Source organism: Piscinibacter defluvii (assembly GCF_004011805.1).
Taxonomy (GTDB): domain Bacteria; phylum Pseudomonadota; class Gammaproteobacteria; order Burkholderiales; family Burkholderiaceae_C; genus Piscinibacter; species Piscinibacter defluvii.
In genome coordinates this window covers 50827-69037 of record NZ_RCHJ01000016.1, presented here as the reverse complement: position 1 = coordinate 69037, position 18211 = coordinate 50827, and the positions used below count along the sequence as shown (strand labels likewise).

24 protein-coding genes are annotated in these 18211 nt (G+C 72.4%); 16 read left to right on the top strand and 8 right to left on the bottom strand.

Going from position 1 to position 18211, the window contains the following annotated elements; all coding sequences use genetic code 11:
• Positions 1–62 precede the first annotated feature (62 nt).
• From surE to rpoS, 4 genes are read left to right on the top strand one after another with little or no spacing between them, the layout of a single operon-like run.
• A complete protein-coding gene (gene surE / locus D9C15_RS23830) occupies positions 63–839 on the top strand; it encodes a 5'/3'-nucleotidase SurE (RefSeq protein ID WP_128000968.1) in 777 nt (258 codons plus the stop codon).
• Positions 836–1651 (top strand): protein-L-isoaspartate(D-aspartate) O-methyltransferase, encoded by an 816-nt coding sequence (locus D9C15_RS23825; RefSeq protein ID WP_128000967.1) that lies wholly within the window; start codon positions 836–838, stop codon positions 1649–1651. Before surE ends, D9C15_RS23825 begins: the two co-directional genes overlap by 4 nt.
• Positions 1652–1669: 18 nt before the next feature.
• Positions 1670–2587, top strand: coding sequence for a peptidoglycan DD-metalloendopeptidase family protein (locus D9C15_RS23820; RefSeq protein WP_240668567.1), 918 nt, complete (start codon positions 1670–1672; stop codon positions 2585–2587).
• Between the two features lie 22 nt (positions 2588–2609).
• A complete protein-coding gene (rpoS, locus tag D9C15_RS23815) occupies positions 2610–3656 on the top strand; it encodes an RNA polymerase sigma factor RpoS (protein WP_128000966.1) in 1047 nt (348 codons plus the stop codon).
• A gap of 105 nt (positions 3657–3761) precedes the next feature.
• Here the strand turns inward: rpoS and gbd are convergent, their stop codons facing one another.
• The gene (gene gbd, locus D9C15_RS23810; RefSeq protein ID WP_128000965.1) at positions 3762–4910 is read right to left on the bottom strand and encodes a 4-hydroxybutyrate dehydrogenase; all 1149 of its coding nucleotides are present in this window, start codon (positions 4908–4910) and stop codon (positions 3762–3764) included.
• A gap of 75 nt (positions 4911–4985) precedes the next feature.
• On the opposite strand from gbd, the gene D9C15_RS23805 reads away from it, so the two are divergent.
• Together D9C15_RS23805 and D9C15_RS23800 are read left to right on the top strand one after the other, a co-directional pair.
• Entirely contained in the window at positions 4986–5894 is a 909-nt protein-coding gene (locus D9C15_RS23805) for an alpha/beta hydrolase (protein ID WP_128001103.1), read from the top strand.
• Positions 5891–6748 carry a YbgC/FadM family acyl-CoA thioesterase gene (locus D9C15_RS23800; protein WP_128000964.1) on the top strand — a complete coding sequence of 286 codons (858 nt, stop codon included), beginning with the start codon at positions 5891–5893 and terminating at the stop codon, positions 6746–6748. The genes D9C15_RS23805 and D9C15_RS23800 overlap by 4 nt, the downstream gene beginning before the upstream one ends.
• A gap of 13 nt (positions 6749–6761) precedes the next feature.
• Here D9C15_RS23800 and D9C15_RS23795 read toward each other — a convergent pair whose 3' ends face one another.
• The 3 genes from D9C15_RS23795 to ygfZ are packed head-to-tail and all read right to left on the bottom strand — an operon-like array spanning position 6762 to position 8993.
• Positions 6762–7718, bottom strand: coding sequence for an NRDE family protein (locus D9C15_RS23795; RefSeq protein ID WP_128000963.1), 957 nt, complete (start codon positions 7716–7718; stop codon positions 6762–6764).
• Positions 7706–8011 (bottom strand): DUF4936 family protein, encoded by a 306-nt coding sequence (locus D9C15_RS23790; protein WP_128000962.1) that lies wholly within the window; start codon positions 8009–8011, stop codon positions 7706–7708. The genes D9C15_RS23795 and D9C15_RS23790 overlap by 13 nt, the downstream gene beginning before the upstream one ends.
• 52 nt (positions 8012–8063) lie before the next feature.
• Complete coding sequence (gene ygfZ / locus D9C15_RS23785; RefSeq protein WP_128000961.1) at positions 8064–8993, bottom strand: CAF17-like 4Fe-4S cluster assembly/insertion protein YgfZ; 930 nt, start codon at positions 8991–8993, stop codon at positions 8064–8066.
• 60 nt (positions 8994–9053) lie between these two features.
• Between ygfZ and mltG the strand changes: the two genes are divergently transcribed.
• From mltG to D9C15_RS23750, 7 genes are all read left to right on the top strand, one after another.
• On the top strand, positions 9054–10046 hold the full coding sequence (gene mltG, locus D9C15_RS23780; RefSeq protein WP_128000960.1) for an endolytic transglycosylase MltG: 993 nt from the start codon (positions 9054–9056) through the stop codon (positions 10044–10046).
• Positions 10046–10669: a dTMP kinase gene (gene tmk / locus D9C15_RS23775; protein ID WP_128000959.1), complete on the top strand. Its 624-nt coding sequence runs from the start codon at positions 10046–10048 to the stop codon at positions 10667–10669. Before mltG ends, tmk begins: the two co-directional genes overlap by 1 nt.
• Entirely contained in the window at positions 10663–11712 is a 1050-nt protein-coding gene (holB, locus tag D9C15_RS23770) for a DNA polymerase III subunit delta' (protein WP_128000958.1), read from the top strand. The genes tmk and holB overlap by 7 nt, the downstream gene beginning before the upstream one ends.
• A 10-nt stretch (positions 11713–11722) precedes the next feature.
• Positions 11723–12118: a PilZ domain-containing protein gene (locus D9C15_RS23765; RefSeq protein WP_128000957.1), complete on the top strand. Its 396-nt coding sequence runs from the start codon at positions 11723–11725 to the stop codon at positions 12116–12118.
• A gap of 52 nt (positions 12119–12170) precedes the next feature.
• Complete coding sequence (locus tag D9C15_RS23760) at positions 12171–12995, top strand: TatD family hydrolase (RefSeq protein ID WP_128000956.1); 825 nt, start codon at positions 12171–12173, stop codon at positions 12993–12995.
• A gap of 71 nt (positions 12996–13066) precedes the next feature.
• Complete coding sequence (locus tag D9C15_RS23755) at positions 13067–13615, top strand: ankyrin repeat domain-containing protein (protein ID WP_240668566.1); 549 nt, start codon at positions 13067–13069, stop codon at positions 13613–13615.
• 135 nt (positions 13616–13750) lie between these two features.
• Positions 13751–13981: a hypothetical protein gene (locus D9C15_RS23750; RefSeq protein WP_128000954.1), complete on the top strand. Its 231-nt coding sequence runs from the start codon at positions 13751–13753 to the stop codon at positions 13979–13981.
• 66 nt (positions 13982–14047) lie between these two features.
• On the opposite strand, the gene D9C15_RS23745 is transcribed toward D9C15_RS23750, so the two are convergent.
• Complete coding sequence (locus tag D9C15_RS23745; protein ID WP_128000953.1) at positions 14048–14479, bottom strand: helix-turn-helix domain-containing protein; 432 nt, start codon at positions 14477–14479, stop codon at positions 14048–14050.
• A 77-nt stretch (positions 14480–14556) separates the two neighbouring features.
• Between D9C15_RS23745 and D9C15_RS23740 the strand changes: the two genes are divergently transcribed.
• The 3 genes from D9C15_RS23740 to D9C15_RS23730 are packed head-to-tail and all read left to right on the top strand — an operon-like array spanning position 14557 to position 15940.
• Positions 14557–15051, top strand: coding sequence for a DUF2938 family protein (locus D9C15_RS23740; RefSeq protein ID WP_128000952.1), 495 nt, complete (start codon positions 14557–14559; stop codon positions 15049–15051).
• Positions 15052–15096: 45 nt separating this feature from the next.
• Positions 15097–15696: a flavodoxin family protein gene (locus D9C15_RS23735; protein WP_128000951.1), complete on the top strand. Its 600-nt coding sequence runs from the start codon at positions 15097–15099 to the stop codon at positions 15694–15696.
• A gap of 16 nt (positions 15697–15712) precedes the next feature.
• The gene (locus D9C15_RS23730) at positions 15713–15940 is read left to right on the top strand and encodes a DUF2798 domain-containing protein (protein WP_128000950.1); all 228 of its coding nucleotides are present in this window, start codon (positions 15713–15715) and stop codon (positions 15938–15940) included.
• 27 nt (positions 15941–15967) lie between these two features.
• Here D9C15_RS23730 and D9C15_RS23725 read toward each other — a convergent pair whose 3' ends face one another.
• The 3 genes from D9C15_RS23725 to D9C15_RS23715 all read right to left on the bottom strand — a co-directional run bounded on the left by D9C15_RS23725 (position 15968) and on the right by D9C15_RS23715 (position 18137).
• Positions 15968–17251, bottom strand: coding sequence for a cytochrome-c peroxidase (locus D9C15_RS23725; RefSeq protein WP_128000949.1), 1284 nt, complete (start codon positions 17249–17251; stop codon positions 15968–15970).
• On the bottom strand, positions 17248–17700 hold the full coding sequence (locus tag D9C15_RS23720) for a FixH family protein (protein WP_128000948.1): 453 nt from the start codon (positions 17698–17700) through the stop codon (positions 17248–17250). Before D9C15_RS23720 ends, D9C15_RS23725 begins: the two co-directional genes overlap by 4 nt.
• 71 nt (positions 17701–17771) lie before the next feature.
• Entirely contained in the window at positions 17772–18137 is a 366-nt protein-coding gene (locus D9C15_RS23715; protein WP_128000947.1) for a DUF3703 domain-containing protein, read from the bottom strand.
• Positions 18138–18211 lie beyond the last annotated feature (74 nt).

Below are 18211 nucleotides of genomic sequence, written 5' to 3'. Positions count from 1 at the left end.
GCGCGACCCCGGCGCCGCGTCGCCTGCGCGACGCGGTGCAGCCGCTCCCTACAATGCAGGTCATGCGCATCCTGATCGCCAACGACGACGGTTACCTCGCGCCCGGCATCGCCGCGCTGATCCAGGCCTGCGAAGGCCTTGGCCAGATCGACGTGGTGGCCCCGGAGCAGAACGCCAGCGGCACCTCGAACTCGCTGACGCTGAACCGGCCGCTTTCGGTCTATCCGGCGCGCCACCCGCACGGCGACCGGGTGGCGAGCTTCCGCTACGTCACCGGCACGCCGTCGGACTGCGTGCACGTCGCGCTGACCGGGCTGCTCGGGCACCGGCCGGACCTGGTCGTCTCGGGCATCAACAACGGCGCCAACATGGGCGACGACACGCTGTATTCCGGCACCGTCGCCGCGGCGATGGAAGGCTACCTGTTCGGCGTGCCGTCGATCGCCTTCTCGCAGGTCGAGAAGGGCTGGGCCCACCTCGATGCCGCGGCCGGCGTGGCCCGTTCGGTCATCGAGCAGGTGCTGCGCGATCCGCCCCCGGGCGCGGCCTGGCTGCTGAACGTCAACATCCCCAACCGGGCGGATGCAACGGCGCTGCCGCGCCGCGTCACCCGGCTCGGCCGGCGCCACGCGAGCGAGCCGGTGATCCGCCAGACCAACCCGCGCGGCGACACGATCTACTGGATCGGCCCCGCCGGCGACGCGCGCGAGGCGGGCGAGGGCACCGACTTCCACGCCACGGCACGCGGCGAGGTGTCGATCACGCCGCTGCAGGTGGACCTGACGGACCACGCGCTGCTGCCTGCCTGGCAGTCCTGGCTCGGCAAGGCCTCGGCATGAGCGGCGGCGACGGCCGCACGCCGCGCTTTCCGCTGCGGCTGGACAAGGTCGGGCCGGCGCGGCCCCACGCGGCGCCGGTGCTGCGCCCGCAGGCGCCGGTGCAGCAGGCGCATGCCGATGCGGCACGGCGCAGCGCGCCCGCCGGCCTGGGACTCGATTCCGCCGACGTGCGCGCGCGCATGGTGGCGCGCCTGCGCCGCGACGGTGTCGCCAGCGCCGCCGTGCTCGAGGCCTTCGCGGCCGTGCCGCGCCATGCCTTCGTCGACGCGGCGTTGGTGACGCAGGCCTACGAGGACACCAGCCTGCCGATCGGCCACGGGCAGACGATTTCCAAGCCCTCCGTGGTGGCGCGCATGCTCGAGCTGCTGCATGCCGGGGCCAATGCGCGCACGCTCGGCCAGCTCGGCAGCGTGCTCGAGATCGGCACCGGCTGCGGCTACCAGGCCGCGCTGCTGGCGCAGCAGGCGCGCCGTGTGGTTTCGATCGAGCGGCTGCGCGCGCTGCACGACAAGGCCCGCGAACTGCTGGGCCCGTTGCGGCTCGACCGCGTGCGGCTGGTGTATGGTGACGGCATGCAGGGACATGCGCCGAACGCGCCGTACGACAGCATCATCGCCGCGGCCGGAGGCGAGGCCTTGCCGCAGGCCTGGCTCGACCAGCTCGCCGTCGGCGGCCGCCTGGTGGCGCCGCTGGCGCGGCCCGGCCAGCGCGACCAGGTGCTGGTGGTGGTCGATCGCCGCGCCGACGGCTACGTGCATCAGGTGCACGAGGCGGTCAAATTCGTCCCCCTAAAATCCGGACGCTCCGGATGATCCATGACTGAAGAAGGCATGCTGAATCGAACCCCCCTGCGCCGCGTCGGCGCGGCCGGCATGCTGGTGGCCGTGCTGCTGACGCTCGGCGCTTGTGGCTCGACCCGTAACTACGCGCCGGTGGAAGACCGCTCGCCCGCCCGCGCGCCGGTCGTGAACGCCACGCCGACCGCGGTGCCGGTGCCCGGCACGGCGACGGCGCTGCCCGCCGGCGAGTCCGGCAAGGTGCTGCCCGGCGCCGAGAACGCGGGCAAGCCGGGTTACTACACCGTCAAGCCCGGCGACACGATGATCCGCATCGGGCTGGAGACCGGCCAGAACTGGAAGGATCTGGTCAAGTGGAACAACCTCGACAACCCGAACGTGGTCGAGGTCGGCCAGGTACTGCGGGTCGTGCCGCCCGGCAGCGATGCCGGCGCCTCCACGCGCCCGGTGTCGACCGCGCGTGCCGAGACGCGCCCGCTCGACGCCAAGCCTGCGCCGGTGGCCGCCAGTGGCGCGCCGGCACCGGCGGCGACGCCCGCGCCGGCGGTGAGCGCGGCACCGGTTGCGGTGCGCGAGGGTGACGACGACCTGTCCTGGCAGTGGCCCGCTGTCGGCTCGGTGATCGGCAGCTTCGAAGAAGGCAAGAGCAAGGGACTGGCGATCGCGGGCAAGGCCGGCGACCCGGTGCTCGCCGCGGCCGACGGCCGGGTCGTGTACGCCGGCTCCGGCCTGCGTGGCTACGGCAATCTCGTGATCCTCAAGCACAACGCCACCTACCTCACCGCCTACGCGCACAACCAGGCGCTGCTGGTCAAGGAAGACCAGTCCGTGCGGCGCGGGCAGAAGATCGCCGAGATGGGCTCGAGCGATGCCGAGCGCGTGATGCTGCACTTCGAGATCCGCAAGCAGGGCAAGCCGGTCGATCCGGCTAAGCTGTTGCCAGCGCGGTGACGATGCGGCGGGGAACCGGACCATGCCCAGGAAGCGCACATCGCTCGACGGGAGTCCGGTTGGCCCGGGGGCCGGCCCGCTGATCAACGGTGCGCTGTCGGCCTCGCTGGAGTCCGACAGCGAGCCGGTGCCGCTCGAGGAGCCGGCCGGCGAGGCCGATGCCGTGCCCGCCGACGGGCGGCCTATCGAACTGGCCGCCGGCGACGGCGAGGTGGGCAACACGCTGCAGACCTACCTGCGGGAGATCCGCCGTGCGCCGCTGCTGACGCCGCAGCAGGAGTACGACACCGCGATGCGTGCCCGCCAGGGCGACTTCGAGGCGCGCCAGGCGATGATCGAGCACAACCTGCGGCTCGTCGTCAGCATCGCGAAGAACTACATCGGCCGCGGCCTGCCGATGACCGACCTAATCGAGGAAGGCAACCTCGGGCTGATGCATGCGATCGGCAAGTTCGAGCCGGAGCGCGGCTTCCGCTTCTCGACCTATGCCTCGTGGTGGATCCGCCAGAACATCGAACGCGCCATCATGCACCAGGCCCGTCTGGTGCGCCTGCCGGTGCACGTGGTGCGCGAGCTGAACCAGGTGCTCAAGGCGCGCCGCGCGCTGGAGTCGCAGGGCAACGACGGCCTCGACGGCGAACGCACGGTGCGGGTGGAAGACGTGGCGGCGGCCGTCGGCCGCCCGGTGCGCGAGGTCAACGAGCTGCTGCGCTTCGCCGAGCAGCCGACCTCGCTGGATGCGCCGCTGGAGCGGCACCCGTCGGACAACTCGTCGGAGTCGGTGCTCGACACGGTGGCCGACGACGGCTCGTCCGATCCGATGAGCCTGACGCTGTCCAACGAGGTCGAGCGCCTGCTCGAGAACGGCCTGGACGAGCTGAACGAACGCGAGCGCGAGGTGCTCGCCGGCCGCTACGGCCTGCGCGACCGCGAGCCCGAGACGCTCGAGGTGCTGGCCGAGCGCCTGGGCCTGACGCGCGAGCGCATCCGCCAGATCCAGCAGGAGGCGCTGCTCAAGCTGAAGCGGCGCATGATCCGCGCCGGCATCGACCGCGATTCGATCTTCTAGCGTGTCCGGCGCCGGGCCTCCCCTAGCCGGACGGCGCCCGAGGGCCGCGAGAGCGGGCCTCTACGTGGCCCGCGGGGCAGGAGCGCAGCGACTGGCGGGCCCGGGTCACATCGAGGCTTCGAGCATCGCGCGGTAGTCCTCGCGCGTGGCCAGGCGCGGGTTGGTCTTGTGGCAATGGTCGGCCATCGCGCCGTCGATGACACGTTCGAACAGGTCCGGCGTGACGCCCAGTGCGGCCAGGCCGCCCGGCAGCCCGAGCGCGGCGTTCTTCGCCCGGATCGCCTCGGCGATCGTGTCGCCGGCGTCGTCGCAGCCCGGCAGCCCCATCGCATGCGCCAGGCGTGCCAGGCGGCGTTCCTTGATGATCGACCCGGCGCTGGCGTTGAAGCGCAGCACCGCCGGCAGGAACAGCGCGTTCAGCGTGCCGTGGTGCAGCTTGGGGTTCACGCCGCCCAGGCTGTGGCTGAGGCTGTGCACGCAGCCCAGGCCCTTCTGGAAGGCCATCGCACCCTGCATGCTCGCGCTCATCATGTGCCAGCGCGCCTCGCGGTTCGCGCCGTCGCGCACGGCGGCCTCGAGGTGCGCCCAGCCGCGCTCCAGGCCGTCGAGCGCGATGCCGTCGGCCGGCGGGTTGACGGCCGGCGCCATGAAGGTCTCCATGCAATGCGCGATCGCGTCCATGCCGGTGGCGGCGGTCAGCAGCGGCGGCAGGCCCAGCGTCAGCTCGGGGTCGCAGATCGCCGCCTTCGGCAGCAGGTGCCAGCTGTGGAAGCCGAGCTTGCGGCCGTCGTCGACGATCACGATCGCGCCGCGTGCCACCTCGCTGCCGGTGCCCGCGGTGGTGGGCACGGCGATCAGCGGCGCCACACGCTCGGTGATCTTCGCACTGCCGCCCTCGATGGTGGCGTAGGTGGCCAGCGGGCCGTCGTGGGTGGCGGCGATCGCCACGCCCTTGGCCAGGTCGATGCTCGAGCCGCCGCCCACGGCCACCAGGCCGTCGCAGCGGTGACCCTTGAACAGCTCGGTGGCCGCGCGCACGGCCGCCTCGGTCGGGTTGGACGGGGTCTGGTCGAACACCGCATAAGGCAGCTGTGCGAGCGGCTGCAGCGCCTGCGCGAGCACGCCGGCCGCCTTGATGCCGGCATCGCTGACGACCAGCGGACGCTTGATGCCGACACGTGCGCACTCCTGCGGCAGCAGGCGCACCGCGCCGAAGTCGAGCTGGATCTGCGTGAGGTAGAGGATCAGGGCCATGTCGGCGCAGTGTAGTGAGGCTGTGGCAGACTGCGCGCCCCGATGAACCCGCACGTCCACCTGCTGACCCCGCGCATGGCCGGCGTGCTCGAGCGCATCCGGCGCGCGAAGCGGCCGCCGTTCCACGCGCTCACGGTCGAGCAGGCGCGCACCGCCTACGAGCTGGGCGCCGAGGTGCTGGACCTGCCGCGCGCGCCGCTGCACCGCGTCGACCGGCTCGAGCTGCCGGGTGCGGACGGCACGCCGCTCGCCGCGCGCCACTACCTGCCCAGCGCGGCGCCGCGCGGCACGCTGCTCTACCTGCACGGCGGCGGATTCACGATCGGCGGGCTCGCCACGCACGACAGCCTGTGCCGGCAGCTCGCGCTGCACAGCGCTGCGGGCGTGCTGTCGATCGACTACCGCCTCGCGCCCGAGCACCGCTTCCCCGCAGCGGTGGAGGACACCTGGGCCGCGTTGCGCTGGCTGGCGCAAGGCGGGTTGGCGGGCGTGGAACCGACGCGCTTGGCGATCGGCGGCGACAGCGCCGGCGGCACGCTGGCCGCCGTCGGCGCGCTGCTGGCACGCGATGCCGGCCTGCCGCTGCGCGCGCAGCTGCTGATCACGCCGGGCACCGCGGCGCACGCCGACAGCGCCTCGCATCGCCTGTACGCCAACGGCTTCCTGCTCGACGCGGTGACGATCGAGTGGTTCTTCGACCACTACATCGACCGCTCGCAGCGGCACGACTGGCGCTTCGCGCCGCTCGAGGCACCCGAGCTGGACGGCGTGGCGCCGGCCGCCGTGATCCTGGCCGAATGCGACCCGCTGGTCGACGAGGGCCTGGCCTATGCCGACCGGCTGCGCGCCGCCGGCGTGCCGGTCGAACTGGACCTGGTGCGCGGTGTCACGCACGATTTCATCAAGATGGGCCGGGTGCTCGAGGAGGCCCGCGCCGCCCACGCCTTCGCCGGCGCGGCATTGAGGAGGGCCTTCGAGCCATGAACCGCAGCGAGTTCCGCTTCTTCGAGCGCCTGCGTGTGCGCTGGGCCGAGATCGACGCGCAGAAGATCGTCTTCAACGCGCACTACCTGATGTACCTGGACACGGCCATCGCAGCCTACTGGCGCGCGCTGGCGCTGCCATACGAGCAGACCATGCACGCGCTGGGCGGCGACCTGTACGTGCGCAAGGCCACGCTCGAGTACCACGGCTCGGCGCGCTACGACGACCAGATCGACGTGGGGCTGCGCTGCGAGCGCATCGGCAACAGCTCGATCCTGTTCCGCGGCGGCGTGTTTCGTGCCGACGAGGCGCTGGTCGGCGGCGAGCTGGTCTACGTGTTCGCCGATCCGGCCACCCAGACCGCGGTGCCGGTGCCGCAGCCGCTGCGCGAGGTGCTCAACGGCTTCGAGGCGGGCCGCCCGATGGTGGACGTGCGCGTCGGCGACTGGCGCGAGCTGGGCCGCGACGCGCAGGCGATCCGCACTGCGGTATTCGTGGACGAGCAGAAGATCCCGGCCGAACTGGAGTGGGACGTGGCCGATGCCGGTGCGGTGCACGCGGTGGCCTACAACCGCATCGGCCATGCCGTGGGCACCGGCCGGCTGCTGTCGCACGTGCCCGGCGTGGCCAAGATCGGCCGCATGGCGGTGAGCCAGGCGGTGCGCGGCAGCGGCGTGGGCCGCGCCGTGCTGGAGGCGCTGATGGCGCAGGCCAGGGCGCGCGGCGAGCGCGAGGTGCTGCTGCATGCACAGGCCAGCGCCGCGAGCTTCTACACGCGTGCCGGCTTCAGCCCGCGCGGGCCGATGTTCGAGGAGGCCGGCATCCCGCACATCGAGATGGTGCGCTCGTTGTAGCGGCCGCTGCGGCTCAGGGGTGCGTCGTGCTGCCGCGACGGCGGCGTGCGTCCGGCCGCAGCAGGCTGCGCACGCGGGTTCGGCGCGGCGGCGCAGCGGCGGTGTCGATCTCCGATTCCGACACCGCCCCGGCCTGCGCCGGCTGCACCGGCTCGCCGGCGGCGTAGCGCGGCGGCCAGTGGTTCAGCGTGGTGCGACGCAGCAGCGCCACGCCGCCATGCGGCGAATGGGTGCGTTCCAGCACATGCGTGACGTTGTGGCGGCCGGCCCGTTCGGTGATGACGAGCGTCGAGCAGCGCGTGCCGTAACGTCCGTCGGGCGTGCGGATGAAGACCGGAGCGAGCTGCCGTTCGCGCTCCAGACCGACGCCGGTGTCCGGCAGTTCGTCGTCCGGCGGCAGTTCACGGTCGGCCAGCGCGTCGAACAGTTCGCGCGCCAGCTTGTCCACCGTGTCGGCCTCGGCCAGCGCCTCGCCGAGCTGGGCCTTGATTGTCTCCACCTTCGGCCAGGGCGTGTCGAGCCCGGCGTTGGACAGGCCGTACAGGCCGCGCTCGAGCCGCTGCGGATGCGAGCCGTCGTTGCTGGCCCAGTAACACTCGCCGAGGCGGAAGTCCGCGGCGATCAGGTTGAAGCCGTTGTAGCCGGCCAGCGCAGTACGCATCCAGAACCGGTCGACCGGCTCGCGCGCGGCCAGCCACTCGGGCACGATGCGGCCGCGCGAAGGGGCGTCGGCGTCGTGGCGCTGCGGGTTGCGCACGTTGGTGAGCAGGCCGAGCCGGCCGGCGGCGGTCAGGCCGAGCCAGGTGCCGCCGGCTTCGAGGTCGCGACCGCCGAGGATGGCGGGCAGGTCGGGTGCAGGGTTCCACCAGGCCAGGCGCGCGGCGGCCCGGTCGAAGAACTCGTCGCGGTTGGCGGCAATGACCAGCGGAAAGCGCCGGTCCAGGTCGATGGCCAGGGCTACCAGGCACATGCGGTGAACACCTCGGTGTGGCGGGCGCCCTCGATGCAGTCGGCCAGGCTGGTGGCCTCGGCTTCGATGTCCTGCTGCAGTTCGGCGCTGATGCCGTCGGGGCTGTGCATGGTGGGAAGGGCGTAGGTCTCCATCCAGGTGAGCCGGCCGTCGCGCAGTTCGGGCCGGCGCAGCAGCCGGGCCACGAGTTGCGGGTGCCGACGACACAGCCGCGCCTGGAAGTTTCGGACCCGCTCGACCACCTCGGCCTCGCGGTCCGCAGGCGATCGATAGTAGATGAACAGCTCGCGCATGCCGCTGGGTCGTCGGCAGGGCGTGAAGTCTTTCCGTGCCGTCTGACGCGGCTCAGGCGGGCTGGGCGGCGTCGATCGGGACGGCGTAGGGCAGGGCACGGCGGCGCAGCAGCGGGCCGTCGGGCGCGCCCAGGTGCAGGCTGCCGGCGTCGAGCGCCACAAGCTTGACCTCCGCCAGCACCGAGCTGCCGCCGTCCGGGCGCGGCGCGGCATTGGCCACCAGGCCGGCCGGCTGGCCGGGATCGGCGCTGTGGAACAACTCCTGTCCGGCCTGCGCGCCGGCGTCGACGTCGAACAGGAAGGTGCGGCGCTTGAGCGTGCCGCGGTACTGGCTGCGCGCGACGACCTCCTGGCCGGGGTAGCAGCCCTTCCTGAAGTCGACGCCTCCGAGCAGTTCGAGATTGATCATCTGCGGAACAAACTGGTCCACCGTGGCCGGCTCGATGAGCGGCACACCCGACAGCACCTCCAGCCAGCGCCACGCGGCTTCGTCGAGCGCGGGCAGGGCGGACGTGTCGAGCGGCCCGGCCGCCAGCGCCCGCGGCAGGCCGTCGACGTCGGGCAGCCGGATCAGCGTCGCGCCGCCGGATGTGCGGCCTTGCCACGGCGGGGTGTCGCCGAGCAGGCCGGCCGCGGCGGGGCCGGCGAGGCCGTGCAGCGGCCACTCGGCGCTCGCGTCGTCGAGCTTGCATTTGGCACGCAGCACGAACATCGACAGCCGCTTCAGCGTCGCCGGCAGCACGCCGGCATGGCAGGCGAGCAGCACGTCGTCCGGGCCGGGGCGCCAGATCACGAAGCTGGCCTGCAGGCGGCCCTTGGCCGAGCAGAAGCCGGCCAGGCGGGCCTGCGAGGGCCCGAGCTGGGCGACGTCGCTGGTCAGCTGCCCGTGCAGGAAGGTTGCGGCATCGGCACCGCGCGCGCGGATCACGCCCCAGCGCGGCAGGCGCACCGCGCCGTCGAAGGGCAAGGAGGTCGTGTGCATGCGGCCATTATCATCAGCGCCCATGTTTCCTGCCGTGCCCGAGCCGCCGCGCCGCCGCCGATGAAGTGGTTGTTTCGGCTGCTGCTGCTCGTGGTGCTGCTGGCCGGGGCGGCCGCCGGTGCGGCGTGGTGGTGGCTGCAGCAGCCGCTGCCACTGGCGGGCGAGAGCGCCGAGCTCTCCATCGAGCCCGGCACCTCGCCGCGCGACATCGCGCAGGGCTGGGTGGCCGCAGGCGTGCAGGCCTCGCCGCTGCTGCTGTACGAATGGTTCCGCTGGTCCGGCCAGGCTCGGCGCATCCGCGCCGGCAGCTACGAGATCACGGCCGGCACGACGCCGCGCGCCCTGCTGGAGAAGATGGTGCGCGGCGACGAGACGCTCGCCACCGTGCGCCTGATCGAAGGCTGGACCTTCCGCCAGTTCCGCGCCGAACTTGCCCGTGCTGACGCCTTGAAGCCGACCACCGCCGGCATGAGCGATGCCGAGGTGATGGCCGCGCTCGGCCAGCCGGGCGTCGCGCCCGAGGGCCGCTTCCATCCCGACACCTATGCCTACAGCAAGGGCAGCCCCGACCTGGCGGTGCTGCGGCGCGCCTGGCGCGCGATGCAGCAGCGCCTGGACGCCGCCTGGGCGCAGCGCACACCGGACACGCCGCTGAAGAGCGCCGAGGAGGCGCTGATCCTGGCCTCGATCATCGAGAAGGAGACCGGCGCAGCGGCCGAGCGCGGGCGCGTCGCGCAGGTGTTCATCAACCGCCTGCGCATCGGCATGCCGCTGCAGACCGACCCGACAGTGATCTACGGCCTGGGCGAGAGCTTCGACGGCAATCTGCGCAAGCGCGACCTGCAGACCGACGGCCCGTACAACACCTACCTGCGCCCCGGCCTGCCGCCGACCCCGATCGCCATGCCGGGCAAGGCGGCACTGCTGGCGGCGGTGCGGCCGGACCCGGGCAAGGCGCTGTACTTCGTGGCGCGCGGCGACGGCACCAGCGAATTCAGCGACACCCTCGCCGAGCATAATCGGGCGGTGAACAAGTACCAGCGCAACCGCTGATGGGCCCGGGCCGCGCGGGTCGCTTCATCACCTTCGAAGGCATCGACGGGGCCGGCAAGTCCACCCACCTCGATGCGCTGGCGCAGCGGCTGCGCGCGGATGGCACGACGGTGCACTGCACCCGCGAGCCCGGAGGCACCCCGCTGGCCGAGCGCCTGCGCGAGCGGGTGCTGAGCGACCCGATGGACGCGCTGACCGAGGCGCTGCTGGTGTTCGCTGCGCGCCGCGACCATGTCGTGACGCTGATCGAGCCGGCCCTGGCACGCGGCGAAACCGTGGTCTGCGACCGTTTCACCGACGCGACCTTCGCCTACCAGGGCGGCGGGCGCGGCTTCGACGCGGCGGTGCTGGCCCAGCTCGAGGCCTGGGTGCACGGCGCGCTGCAGCCCGACCTGACCCTGTGGCTCGACCTGCCGGCCGAGGAGGCCGCACGGCGCCGGGCTGCGGCGCGTGCGGCAGATCGCTTCGAGCGCGAGGACCTGGCCTTCTTCGAGCGCGTGCGCGCCGGCTACGCGGCGCGCCAGGCCGCCGCGCCGCAGCGCATCGTGCGCATCGAGTCCGATCGGCCGCGCGAGCAGGTCTGGGCACAGATCGAGGCCACCCTCGAGGCGCGCGGATGGTAGGCCCGGACGGCGTGCTCCCGCTGCCCTGGCTCGGCCCCTGGCTGACCCAGGCGCTGCAGACGCAACGTGGGCACGCGGTGCTGCTGCATGGGCCCACGGGCGTCGGGCAGTGGCCGCTGGCGTTGACGCTGGCACAGGCCTGGCTCTGCGAGGACGCCTCCGCGGCGCGGCCCTGCGGACGTTGCGCCAGCTGCCGCCTGGTGCAGGCGCGTTCGCACCCCGATCTGCGCGTGCTGCTGCCCGAGGCATTGCAGGCCGCGCTCGGCTGGAGCACCGAGGATGCGAACGGCGAGGGCGCCGAGGCCGCCGCCGGCGACAAGAAGCGTCAGCCGAGCAAGGAAATCAAGGTCGATGCGGTGCGCGGCGCCGTCGGCTTCGCCCAGACGACGCCGGCGCGCGGGCATGGCAAGGTGGTCGTGCTGCACCCGGCCGAGCGCATGAACGCCGTCGCCGCCAACGCACTGCTGAAGACGCTCGAGGAGCCGGCCGGCGCGGCCCGCTTCGTGCTGGCCTGCGCAACGCCGGAGGCGCTGCTGCCGACCATCCGCAGCCGCTGCCAGGCGATGGCGCTGCCGCTGCCACCCGCCGAGCAGGCCGTGGCCTGGCTGGCGGCGCAGGGTGTCGCGGGGGCCGAGGTGCTGCTGGCCGCCTGCGGCGGGCAGCCGCTCGAAGCCCTCGAGGCCGCACGCGCCGGTCTGGACGCGGCCACGTGGACACGCCTGCCCCAGGCGCTCGCCCAGGGCGACGCGGCCGTGCTCGCCGGCTGGCCGCTGCCGCGCGCGATCGACGCGCTGCAGAAGCTCTGCCACGACCTGAGCGTGAGTGCACTGGGCGGTACACCGCGCTACTTCCCCGCGGCGTCGCTGCCGCGCGGGGCGTCGCTCGACGGGCTGCTTGGCTGGTCGGCGGCGCTGCGGCGCGCGGCGCGCCATGCCGAGCACCCGCTCAACGCCGGCCTGGCAATCGAGGCACTCGTCACGCAGGGTGAGATGGCATGCGGACGCCGGGCTGTTCCGCGCGCGGCCGGCGCGGCCGTTCGCTAAACTCCGGCCCATGAGCGAGGCCTCTGGTCGCCCCCCCCTGTCCGGCGCCGCCCCATCGGCGGCCAGCGCCCGGCCGAGCGTCATCCAGCTGGTGTTCCGCGAGAAGGGTGCGCTGTACGCCGCCTACATGCCGGTGTTCTCCGACGGCGGTCTGTTCGTTCCCACCACCCGCGACTACAAGCTCGGCGAAGACATCTACCTGCTGTTGTCGCTGCCCGACGACCCGCAGCGCTACCCGGTGGCCGGCAAGGTCGGCTGGATCACCCCGGCCAATGCCTCGGGCGGCCGCACCCAGGGTGTCGGCGTGCGTTTCCCGACCGACGAGAAGACCCGCGTGCTGAAGCTGAAGATCGAGGAGATCCTCGGCACGTCCATCTCCTCGGCCAAGCCGACCCAGACGATCTGAGCCGGCGCCGCCGGCGCTGGCGCGGCTTGCCGGCTCCTTCCCTGCGCGACCCATGTACGTCGATTCCCACTGCCATCTGAGCTTTCCGGAACTGGCCGGCCAGCTCGCCGACATCCGCGCCGAGATGGCTGCCGCCGGTGTGGACCGCGCCCTGTGCATCTGCACCACGCTCGAGGAGTTCGACACGGTGCACGCGATGGCCGTCGCGCACGACAACTTCTGGTGCACGGTCGGCGTGCACCCGGACAACGAAGGCATCGCCGAACCGACCCCGGGCGACCTGTGCGAGCGGGCCGCGCGCGACAAGGTGGTCGCGATCGGGGAGACAGGGCTCGACTACTACCGCCTCAACGGCCGCAGCGTCGCCGACATGGCCTGGCAGCGCGAGCGCTTCCGCGTGCACATCGACGCCGCCCGGGCCACCGGGCTGCCGCTCGTCATCCACACCCGCAGCGCCTCCGACGACACCCTGGCGATCCTGCGCGAGCAGGGCGGGGCGCAGGCGGGTGGGGTGTTCCACTGCTTCACCGAGACCCTGGCCGTGGCACGCGCCGCGCTGGACCTGGGCTTCTACGTCTCCTTCTCCGGCATCCTCACCTTCCGCAATGCGGTCGAGCTGCAGGAGGTGGCCCGCTTCGTGCCGCTCGAACGCTGCCTGATCGAGACCGACAGCCCGTACCTGGCGCCGGTCCCGTTTCGCGGCAAGATCAACACGCCGGCACGGGTGCCCTTCGTGGCCAAGCAGCTCGCTGCGCTCAAGGGCCTGGAGGTGGCCGAGGTGGCCGAGGCGACCAGCCGGAACTTCGAACGGCTGTTTGCCCGAACACAACCCGTCGCGACGCAATCGATTGACCGAGACAAGCAATCCATCACATGAAGAAAGCCTTCTATCTCTTTGCTGTGATTTGCTTTTCGTCTGCCCATGCCGGCACCTACGATGACTTCTTCGTGGCACTGATCCGGGACGATCCGGGCACGGTCAAGTCGCTCATCGCCCAGGGGTTCGATGCGAACAGCGTCGATCCCCAGGGTGAGCCGGCGGCCAACGTGGCCATCCAGCGCGATTCGGCGCGTGCCTTCGCGGCGCTGGTCGAGACGCCCGGGCTGGATGTGAACCAGCTCAACAAGGCGGGCGAGAGCGCCCTGATGCTGGCCGCCATCAAGGGCCAGCTCGACTGGTGCGAGAAGCTGCTGCAGCGCGGCGCCCGGGTCAACCAGCCCGGCTGGTCGCCCTTGCACTACGCCGCCACGGGCCCAAACCCGCGCATCGTCGAGCTGCTGCTGGCGCGCGGGGCCGAGGTCGAGGCGGTGTCGCCGAACGGCTCGACGCCGCTGATGATGGCCGCGCGCTACGGCAGCGAGGAGTCGGTGCGCCTGCTGCTGGCCAAGGGGGCGGACACGTCGCGCCGCAACGAACGTGACCTGAGCGCGGCCGATTTCGCGCGCCTGGCTGGCCGCGCCCAGCTTGCCGACACCTTGCAGCGGGCGGTGCGCTGAGCGCTGCCAACTCCGTCACGCGATTCGCGTTTTGTCAGCGCGTTTCCGACACGCCGATTGGCGCTGCATCGACTGTCCGTGCCGGTCCCCGGTGCGTAGATTGCGAGCCATCCCAGTGCCTCAGGGAGGTCGCCGATGCAAACCGCTCAACTCGCGAACAATCCGTTTGCGCTCTTGCTCGATCCGTCGGCCGTGCTGGCGCAGGTCGAGCGCTCCGACCGCCTGAACCGGCTCGCCAGCCGCATCTGCCGTCCGCTGGACAAGCCGACGCCGGGCACCACCGCCGACGAGAAGCCGGTCGAGGCGGAGGAGTTCGCCACATCACTGCCGGGGTCGCTCGGCGACATCAGCGACATCATTCGCTGACACCCACCGCCGCGCACCGCGCGGCACTGACGCGCCGGCCCGTCGGGCCACAGGCGCGCAACTCCCTCAGCGCTGCGCACGCCGCGGCACGCGGCGTGGGCCACGGGGCTCGAGTGCACCGTTGGCTGCCGCCTTCAGCAGGCGCTGGAAGGACGGACATTCGGCATGGCTGGGCGCCGGGCAGGCGGCCGCGTGCCGCAATCCTTCGCTCATCGCCTGCAGCCGCCTGACGGTGCGGTCGAGTTCGTCGGCCTTGGCCGCGAGCAGTGTCCGGTCGATGCTCGGTGCGCCGCCGGGCGTGAACATGGCGCCGATCTCGTCGAGCGAGAAGCCGGCCGCCTGGCCGAGCGCGATGAGCGCCAGCTGATCGAGCACCGCCGGCGCGAACTTGCGCCGCGCGCCCTCGCGCACGAGCGAGCGGATGAGCCCCTTGCGTTCGTAGTAGCGCAGTGCCGAGGCCGCCACGCCGGAACGCCGGGCCACTTCGGAAATGTCCATGGGCCCTTGACTTGAAGTTGACTTCAACTTCTATAGTGGCCCTGACTCCCCATCGAGTCAACCCTTCGAGGCCCCCCATGCACCCGTCCGACGTTCCCCTCCTGGCCGTGCCCGTCGGCATCGGCGCCACTGCCTTCATGGACCTCTGGCTGCTGGCCCTGGCCCGGCTGGGGGTGCCTTCGTCCAGCTTCGCACTCATCGGCCGCTGGGTCGGCCACATGAGCCACGGGCGCTTCGTGCACGCCAGCATGGCCGCAGCCGCGCCGGTGCGGGCGGAGCTGGCGCTGGGCTGGGCCACGCACTACGCCATCGGCATCGCCTATGCGGCGCTGCTGGCGGCTCTGGCCGGTGCCGACTGGCTGCAGCGGCCGACGCCGGCACCCGCGCTGGCGTTCGGCCTGGCCACGCTGGCGGCACCCTGGCTGGTGATGCAGCCGGCGATGGGGGCGGGCGTCGCCGCGTCGAAGACGCCCGCGCCCTGGATGAACCGTCTGCGCAGCGCCGCCAACCACGCCGTGTTCGGCCTCGGCCTCTACCTTGCCGCGTCGGCGCTGGCCGCACTTCGCGGCTGAGCGCACCGAACCGGCCATCAGCCCCACCACCCTGGAAACCACACCATGAAGAAGATCGCCATCGTCTACCACAGTGCCCACGGGCATACCGAGTTCATCGCCCGGCACGTCTGCCAGGGTGCGCGCAGCGTCACCGGCGTCGAGGTCGCCCTGGTCCGCGCCGAGACCATCGCCGGTACCCCCGACGACCTGCTCGCCTACGACGGTTTCATCCTGGGCTCGCCGACCTATCTCGGCGGCGTCTCCGCGCCGTTCAAGGGCTTCATGGACGCCACCGGACGGCTGTGGCGCACCCAGCGCCTCAAGGGCCGGCTCGCTGCCGGCTTCACGGTGTCGTCGCTGCCGTCGGGCGACAAGCAGTCGACGCTGTTCTCGATGTTCGTGTTCAGCATGCAGCACGGCTTGCTCTGGGTCGGCAACCCGATCCTGCCCGAACAGCACGGCGGCGTGCCCTACGACGAGGCGGCCAACCGGCTGGGCTCCTGGTCGGGCCTGATGGCGCAGGCCGGACATTCGGCCCCGGCCGACGCCTTCGTGCCGGGCGACCTCAAGACCGCGCGGATGTTCGGCCGCCACTTCGCCGAAAGCCTGCTGCGCGTGTCCGTCGCGGCGCCCGCCGGCACGCCGGTGGCCACACCGATCTGAGCCGGGAGGCCCGACCATGTTCCCACGCAGATTCGGCCCCGTCCTGTTCGGGCTGCTGCTGTCCGGGCTGATGTCGCTGCTCGTCTCGGGCATCGCCACGGTGCGAGCGGTGGGCGTCGGCGCGGGCTTCGCACTGTCCTGGGCCGGCGCCTGGCTCACCGCGTGGCCGCTGGCGTTCCCGGCGGTGCTTCTGGTGACGCCGCTGGCCCGGCGTGCGGTGGACCGGCTGGTGCGCGACGACTGACGTGCCGCATCCCGGCCACGCCCGATGCTACGGCGCCGGCACCGGGCCGAGGGACCGGAGGAAGGCGACCAGGTCGCGTGCCTGGGCGTCCGCCAGGCGGATCGGGATCCGCACGCCGTGGGCGCTGCCGCTCTGCAGCAGCTCCGATCGCCCCGTCGCCGCCGGCGGTGCGCGGCGATAGTGCGCCACGACCTCCTCGAGCGTGCCGAACTGCCCGGCATGCATGTAGGGCGCCCGACCGGCAAGGTGTCGCAGGCTGGGCGTCTTGAACGCGCCCTCCATCGCCGGGTCGTCCGTCGCGAGGAAGTCCAGTTCCGCGCAGGACGCGCGCGGATCGTCGCTGTAGATTCCGCGGCAGTTGAACTCGTCGGCCAGGACCGCGGCCACCGCCTGGGTGCGACCACGGTCCGGGCGCGACGGTTCGCGCAGCGGCACACCGGTGTTGTGGAAGTGCTGGTCCGTCAGCAGCGGCCCGTTGTGACAGGTAGCGCACTGACCGGGGCCGATGAAGACGCGCAGTCCGGCCACTTCCTGCGCCGACAGCACCTGCTGCCCGGCGGCGTCGCCCCGCAGCACCGCGGCGACGTAGCGGTCGAAGCGGGACTCCTCGTAGCGAACGGTTCGTTCGTAGGCCGCGATCGCCTTGCCCAGGTTCGCGAACGCGCGGTTGACGGACTCGCGCTGCGCCGGCGGCATGGCCGCCCAGGCCTCGCGTTCGGCGCGGCTGCCCAGCGGGCTGGCGCGCACGGGCAGGTCCTGCAGCGAAGGGAAGGGGCCGAACAGTGCCTCGTACTCGGCCCGGTAATGGGTGCCGAGCAGGCGCACCAGCTGGACGCGGTTCGCGCCGTGCTCGGCCGCGTCCTCCAGCGGACCGAGCGCCTGCGACCACAGGCTGTCCTTGCGTCCGTCCCAGAACAGCCACGGTCCGTGGCCCGCGGCGGCAATCGGCATCGTGCGCCGGCGCCCCGTCGCCACGCCCTGGCCCACCGGCCGGCCATCCTGGAACTCGCGTTGCGGGTCATGGCAGGTGGCACAGGCCACCTGGCCGTTGCCCGACAGCCGAGTGTCCGAAAACAGGCGTCGGCCCAGCGCGACGGCCTCGGCGCGCGCCTCGACCGCGTTCGAGGGGGCGGCCGGCAGCTCGGCCAGGCGCGACAGCTGCATCGACGCGAGGGTGGCCTTCTCGGCCGCGGTCCAGGCGTCGTGGCGAGGCATGTCGGCTGGCCCCGACCAGGCCGCTGCCACCAGGCCCAGCACGCCGGCCGCCAGCGCGAGCGCTGCGCCCGCCGCAGCACGCAGACGCGGCCTCATGGCGCGACCGGGCGCTGCAGGCCGGAGTCGGTGAGGACGATGTTGAACACCGCGGTGTCGGCCACGCCGTCCGCCGCGATGTTCAGCCGCAGGTCCCACCAGCCGGTCATGCTGAACTTCATGCCTTCGAGGGCGTAGACCCCGGGGCCGAGTTCGCGCGTCACTCGCGGTCGGGTCGGCAGGCCGTGCCCGTGTTGCGGCATGCCGCCGTCGACGCTGACCGACGCGTGCGACACCGGCGTGCCGTCGGGTGCCGTCACGCGCAGCAGCCAGGCCTGCATCCGGTTGACGGCCGGTCCGGTGGCCGGCGGCTGCAGGCCGACCATGAACTTGCCTTGCGTGCTGGCGTGCTGCAGAGTCAGGTCGAGGTCTTGAGGGGTGGCGCAGGCCGCGGCCAGAAGGGTGGAGGCGAGGGCGGCGACAACCGCCATGGGGATGCGAGGGAACATGGGTGCAGGTCCGTTGAATGGGCGAAGGGAAGGGCGGGCGGCCGCAGCGGCGGGGCGATGGCGGGTCGGGGCTAGCGACGCGCCAGGTCGATGAGGCGCTGCAGGTCCGGCGCGATCGGCATCGGCTCGAAGCCGCTGACGTTGCTGCCGCCGGTGTTGCCGAGCGGCACCCAGAGCCAGGTCTTCGTGAAGGCGCCGACCATGCGCCACGCCTGACCGATGGCTTCGACCGTCACCTGCTGCCGAAGGGCCCAGCAGAACATCGCCCAGTGCACGCGCACGTGCTCGACGGTCGATGCCTGGCCGAGCACATGGGCACGCTCGAGGCGGACAAAGGCCGAGGCGAACTCGCCGCGGGACTCGTGGCGCGTGGCGGCGTCGAGCTCGTACTGGACGAAGGGGCGGATGCGCCGGGCGAATCGAAGGGAAAGGTTCATCGTGCGACTCCACAAACAAGCACTCGGGATGGACGGGATTCTGTGGAGCCGGGCGCGCACGGACTTGAACGAAA

Coding starts and splice junctions, on each gene's coding strand:
- D9C15_RS23790 (WP_128000962.1), bottom strand. CDS start 8,011: ATGCGCGAGCTGTTCATCTACTATCGATCGCCTGCGGACCGCGAGGCC.
- D9C15_RS23765 (WP_128000957.1), top strand. CDS start 11,723: ATGAGCGAGGCCTCTGGTCGCCCCCCCCTGTCCGGCGCCGCCCCATCG.
- tmk (WP_128000959.1), top strand. CDS start 10,046: ATGGGCCCGGGCCGCGCGGGTCGCTTCATCACCTTCGAAGGCATCGAC.
- gbd (WP_128000965.1), bottom strand. CDS start 4,910: ATGGCCCTGATCCTCTACCTCACGCAGATCCAGCTCGACTTCGGCGCG.
- D9C15_RS23800 (WP_128000964.1), top strand. CDS start 5,891: ATGAACCGCAGCGAGTTCCGCTTCTTCGAGCGCCTGCGTGTGCGCTGG.
- mltG (WP_128000960.1), top strand. CDS start 9,054: ATGAAGTGGTTGTTTCGGCTGCTGCTGCTCGTGGTGCTGCTGGCCGGG.
- D9C15_RS23745 (WP_128000953.1), bottom strand. CDS start 14,479: ATGGACATTTCCGAAGTGGCCCGGCGTTCCGGCGTGGCGGCCTCGGCA.
- D9C15_RS23760 (WP_128000956.1), top strand. CDS start 12,171: ATGTACGTCGATTCCCACTGCCATCTGAGCTTTCCGGAACTGGCCGGC.
- holB (WP_128000958.1), top strand. CDS start 10,663: ATGGTAGGCCCGGACGGCGTGCTCCCGCTGCCCTGGCTCGGCCCCTGG.
- ygfZ (WP_128000961.1), bottom strand. CDS start 8,993: ATGCACACGACCTCCTTGCCCTTCGACGGCGCGGTGCGCCTGCCGCGC.
- D9C15_RS23795 (WP_128000963.1), bottom strand. CDS start 7,718: ATGTGCCTGGTAGCCCTGGCCATCGACCTGGACCGGCGCTTTCCGCTG.
- D9C15_RS23735 (WP_128000951.1), top strand. CDS start 15,097: ATGAAGAAGATCGCCATCGTCTACCACAGTGCCCACGGGCATACCGAG.
- surE (WP_128000968.1), top strand. CDS start 63: ATGCGCATCCTGATCGCCAACGACGACGGTTACCTCGCGCCCGGCATC.
- D9C15_RS23740 (WP_128000952.1), top strand. CDS start 14,557: ATGCACCCGTCCGACGTTCCCCTCCTGGCCGTGCCCGTCGGCATCGGC.
- D9C15_RS23715 (WP_128000947.1), bottom strand. CDS start 18,137: ATGAACCTTTCCCTTCGATTCGCCCGGCGCATCCGCCCCTTCGTCCAG.
- D9C15_RS23820 (WP_240668567.1), top strand. CDS start 1,670: ATGCTGAATCGAACCCCCCTGCGCCGCGTCGGCGCGGCCGGCATGCTG.
- D9C15_RS23725 (WP_128000949.1), bottom strand. CDS start 17,251: ATGAGGCCGCGTCTGCGTGCTGCGGCGGGCGCAGCGCTCGCGCTGGCG.
- rpoS (WP_128000966.1), top strand. CDS start 2,610: ATGCCCAGGAAGCGCACATCGCTCGACGGGAGTCCGGTTGGCCCGGGG.
- D9C15_RS23730 (WP_128000950.1), top strand. CDS start 15,713: ATGTTCCCACGCAGATTCGGCCCCGTCCTGTTCGGGCTGCTGCTGTCC.
- D9C15_RS23825 (WP_128000967.1), top strand. CDS start 836: ATGAGCGGCGGCGACGGCCGCACGCCGCGCTTTCCGCTGCGGCTGGAC.
- D9C15_RS23720 (WP_128000948.1), bottom strand. CDS start 17,700: ATGTTCCCTCGCATCCCCATGGCGGTTGTCGCCGCCCTCGCCTCCACC.
- D9C15_RS23805 (WP_128001103.1), top strand. CDS start 4,986: ATGGCCGGCGTGCTCGAGCGCATCCGGCGCGCGAAGCGGCCGCCGTTC.
- D9C15_RS23750 (WP_128000954.1), top strand. CDS start 13,751: ATGCAAACCGCTCAACTCGCGAACAATCCGTTTGCGCTCTTGCTCGAT.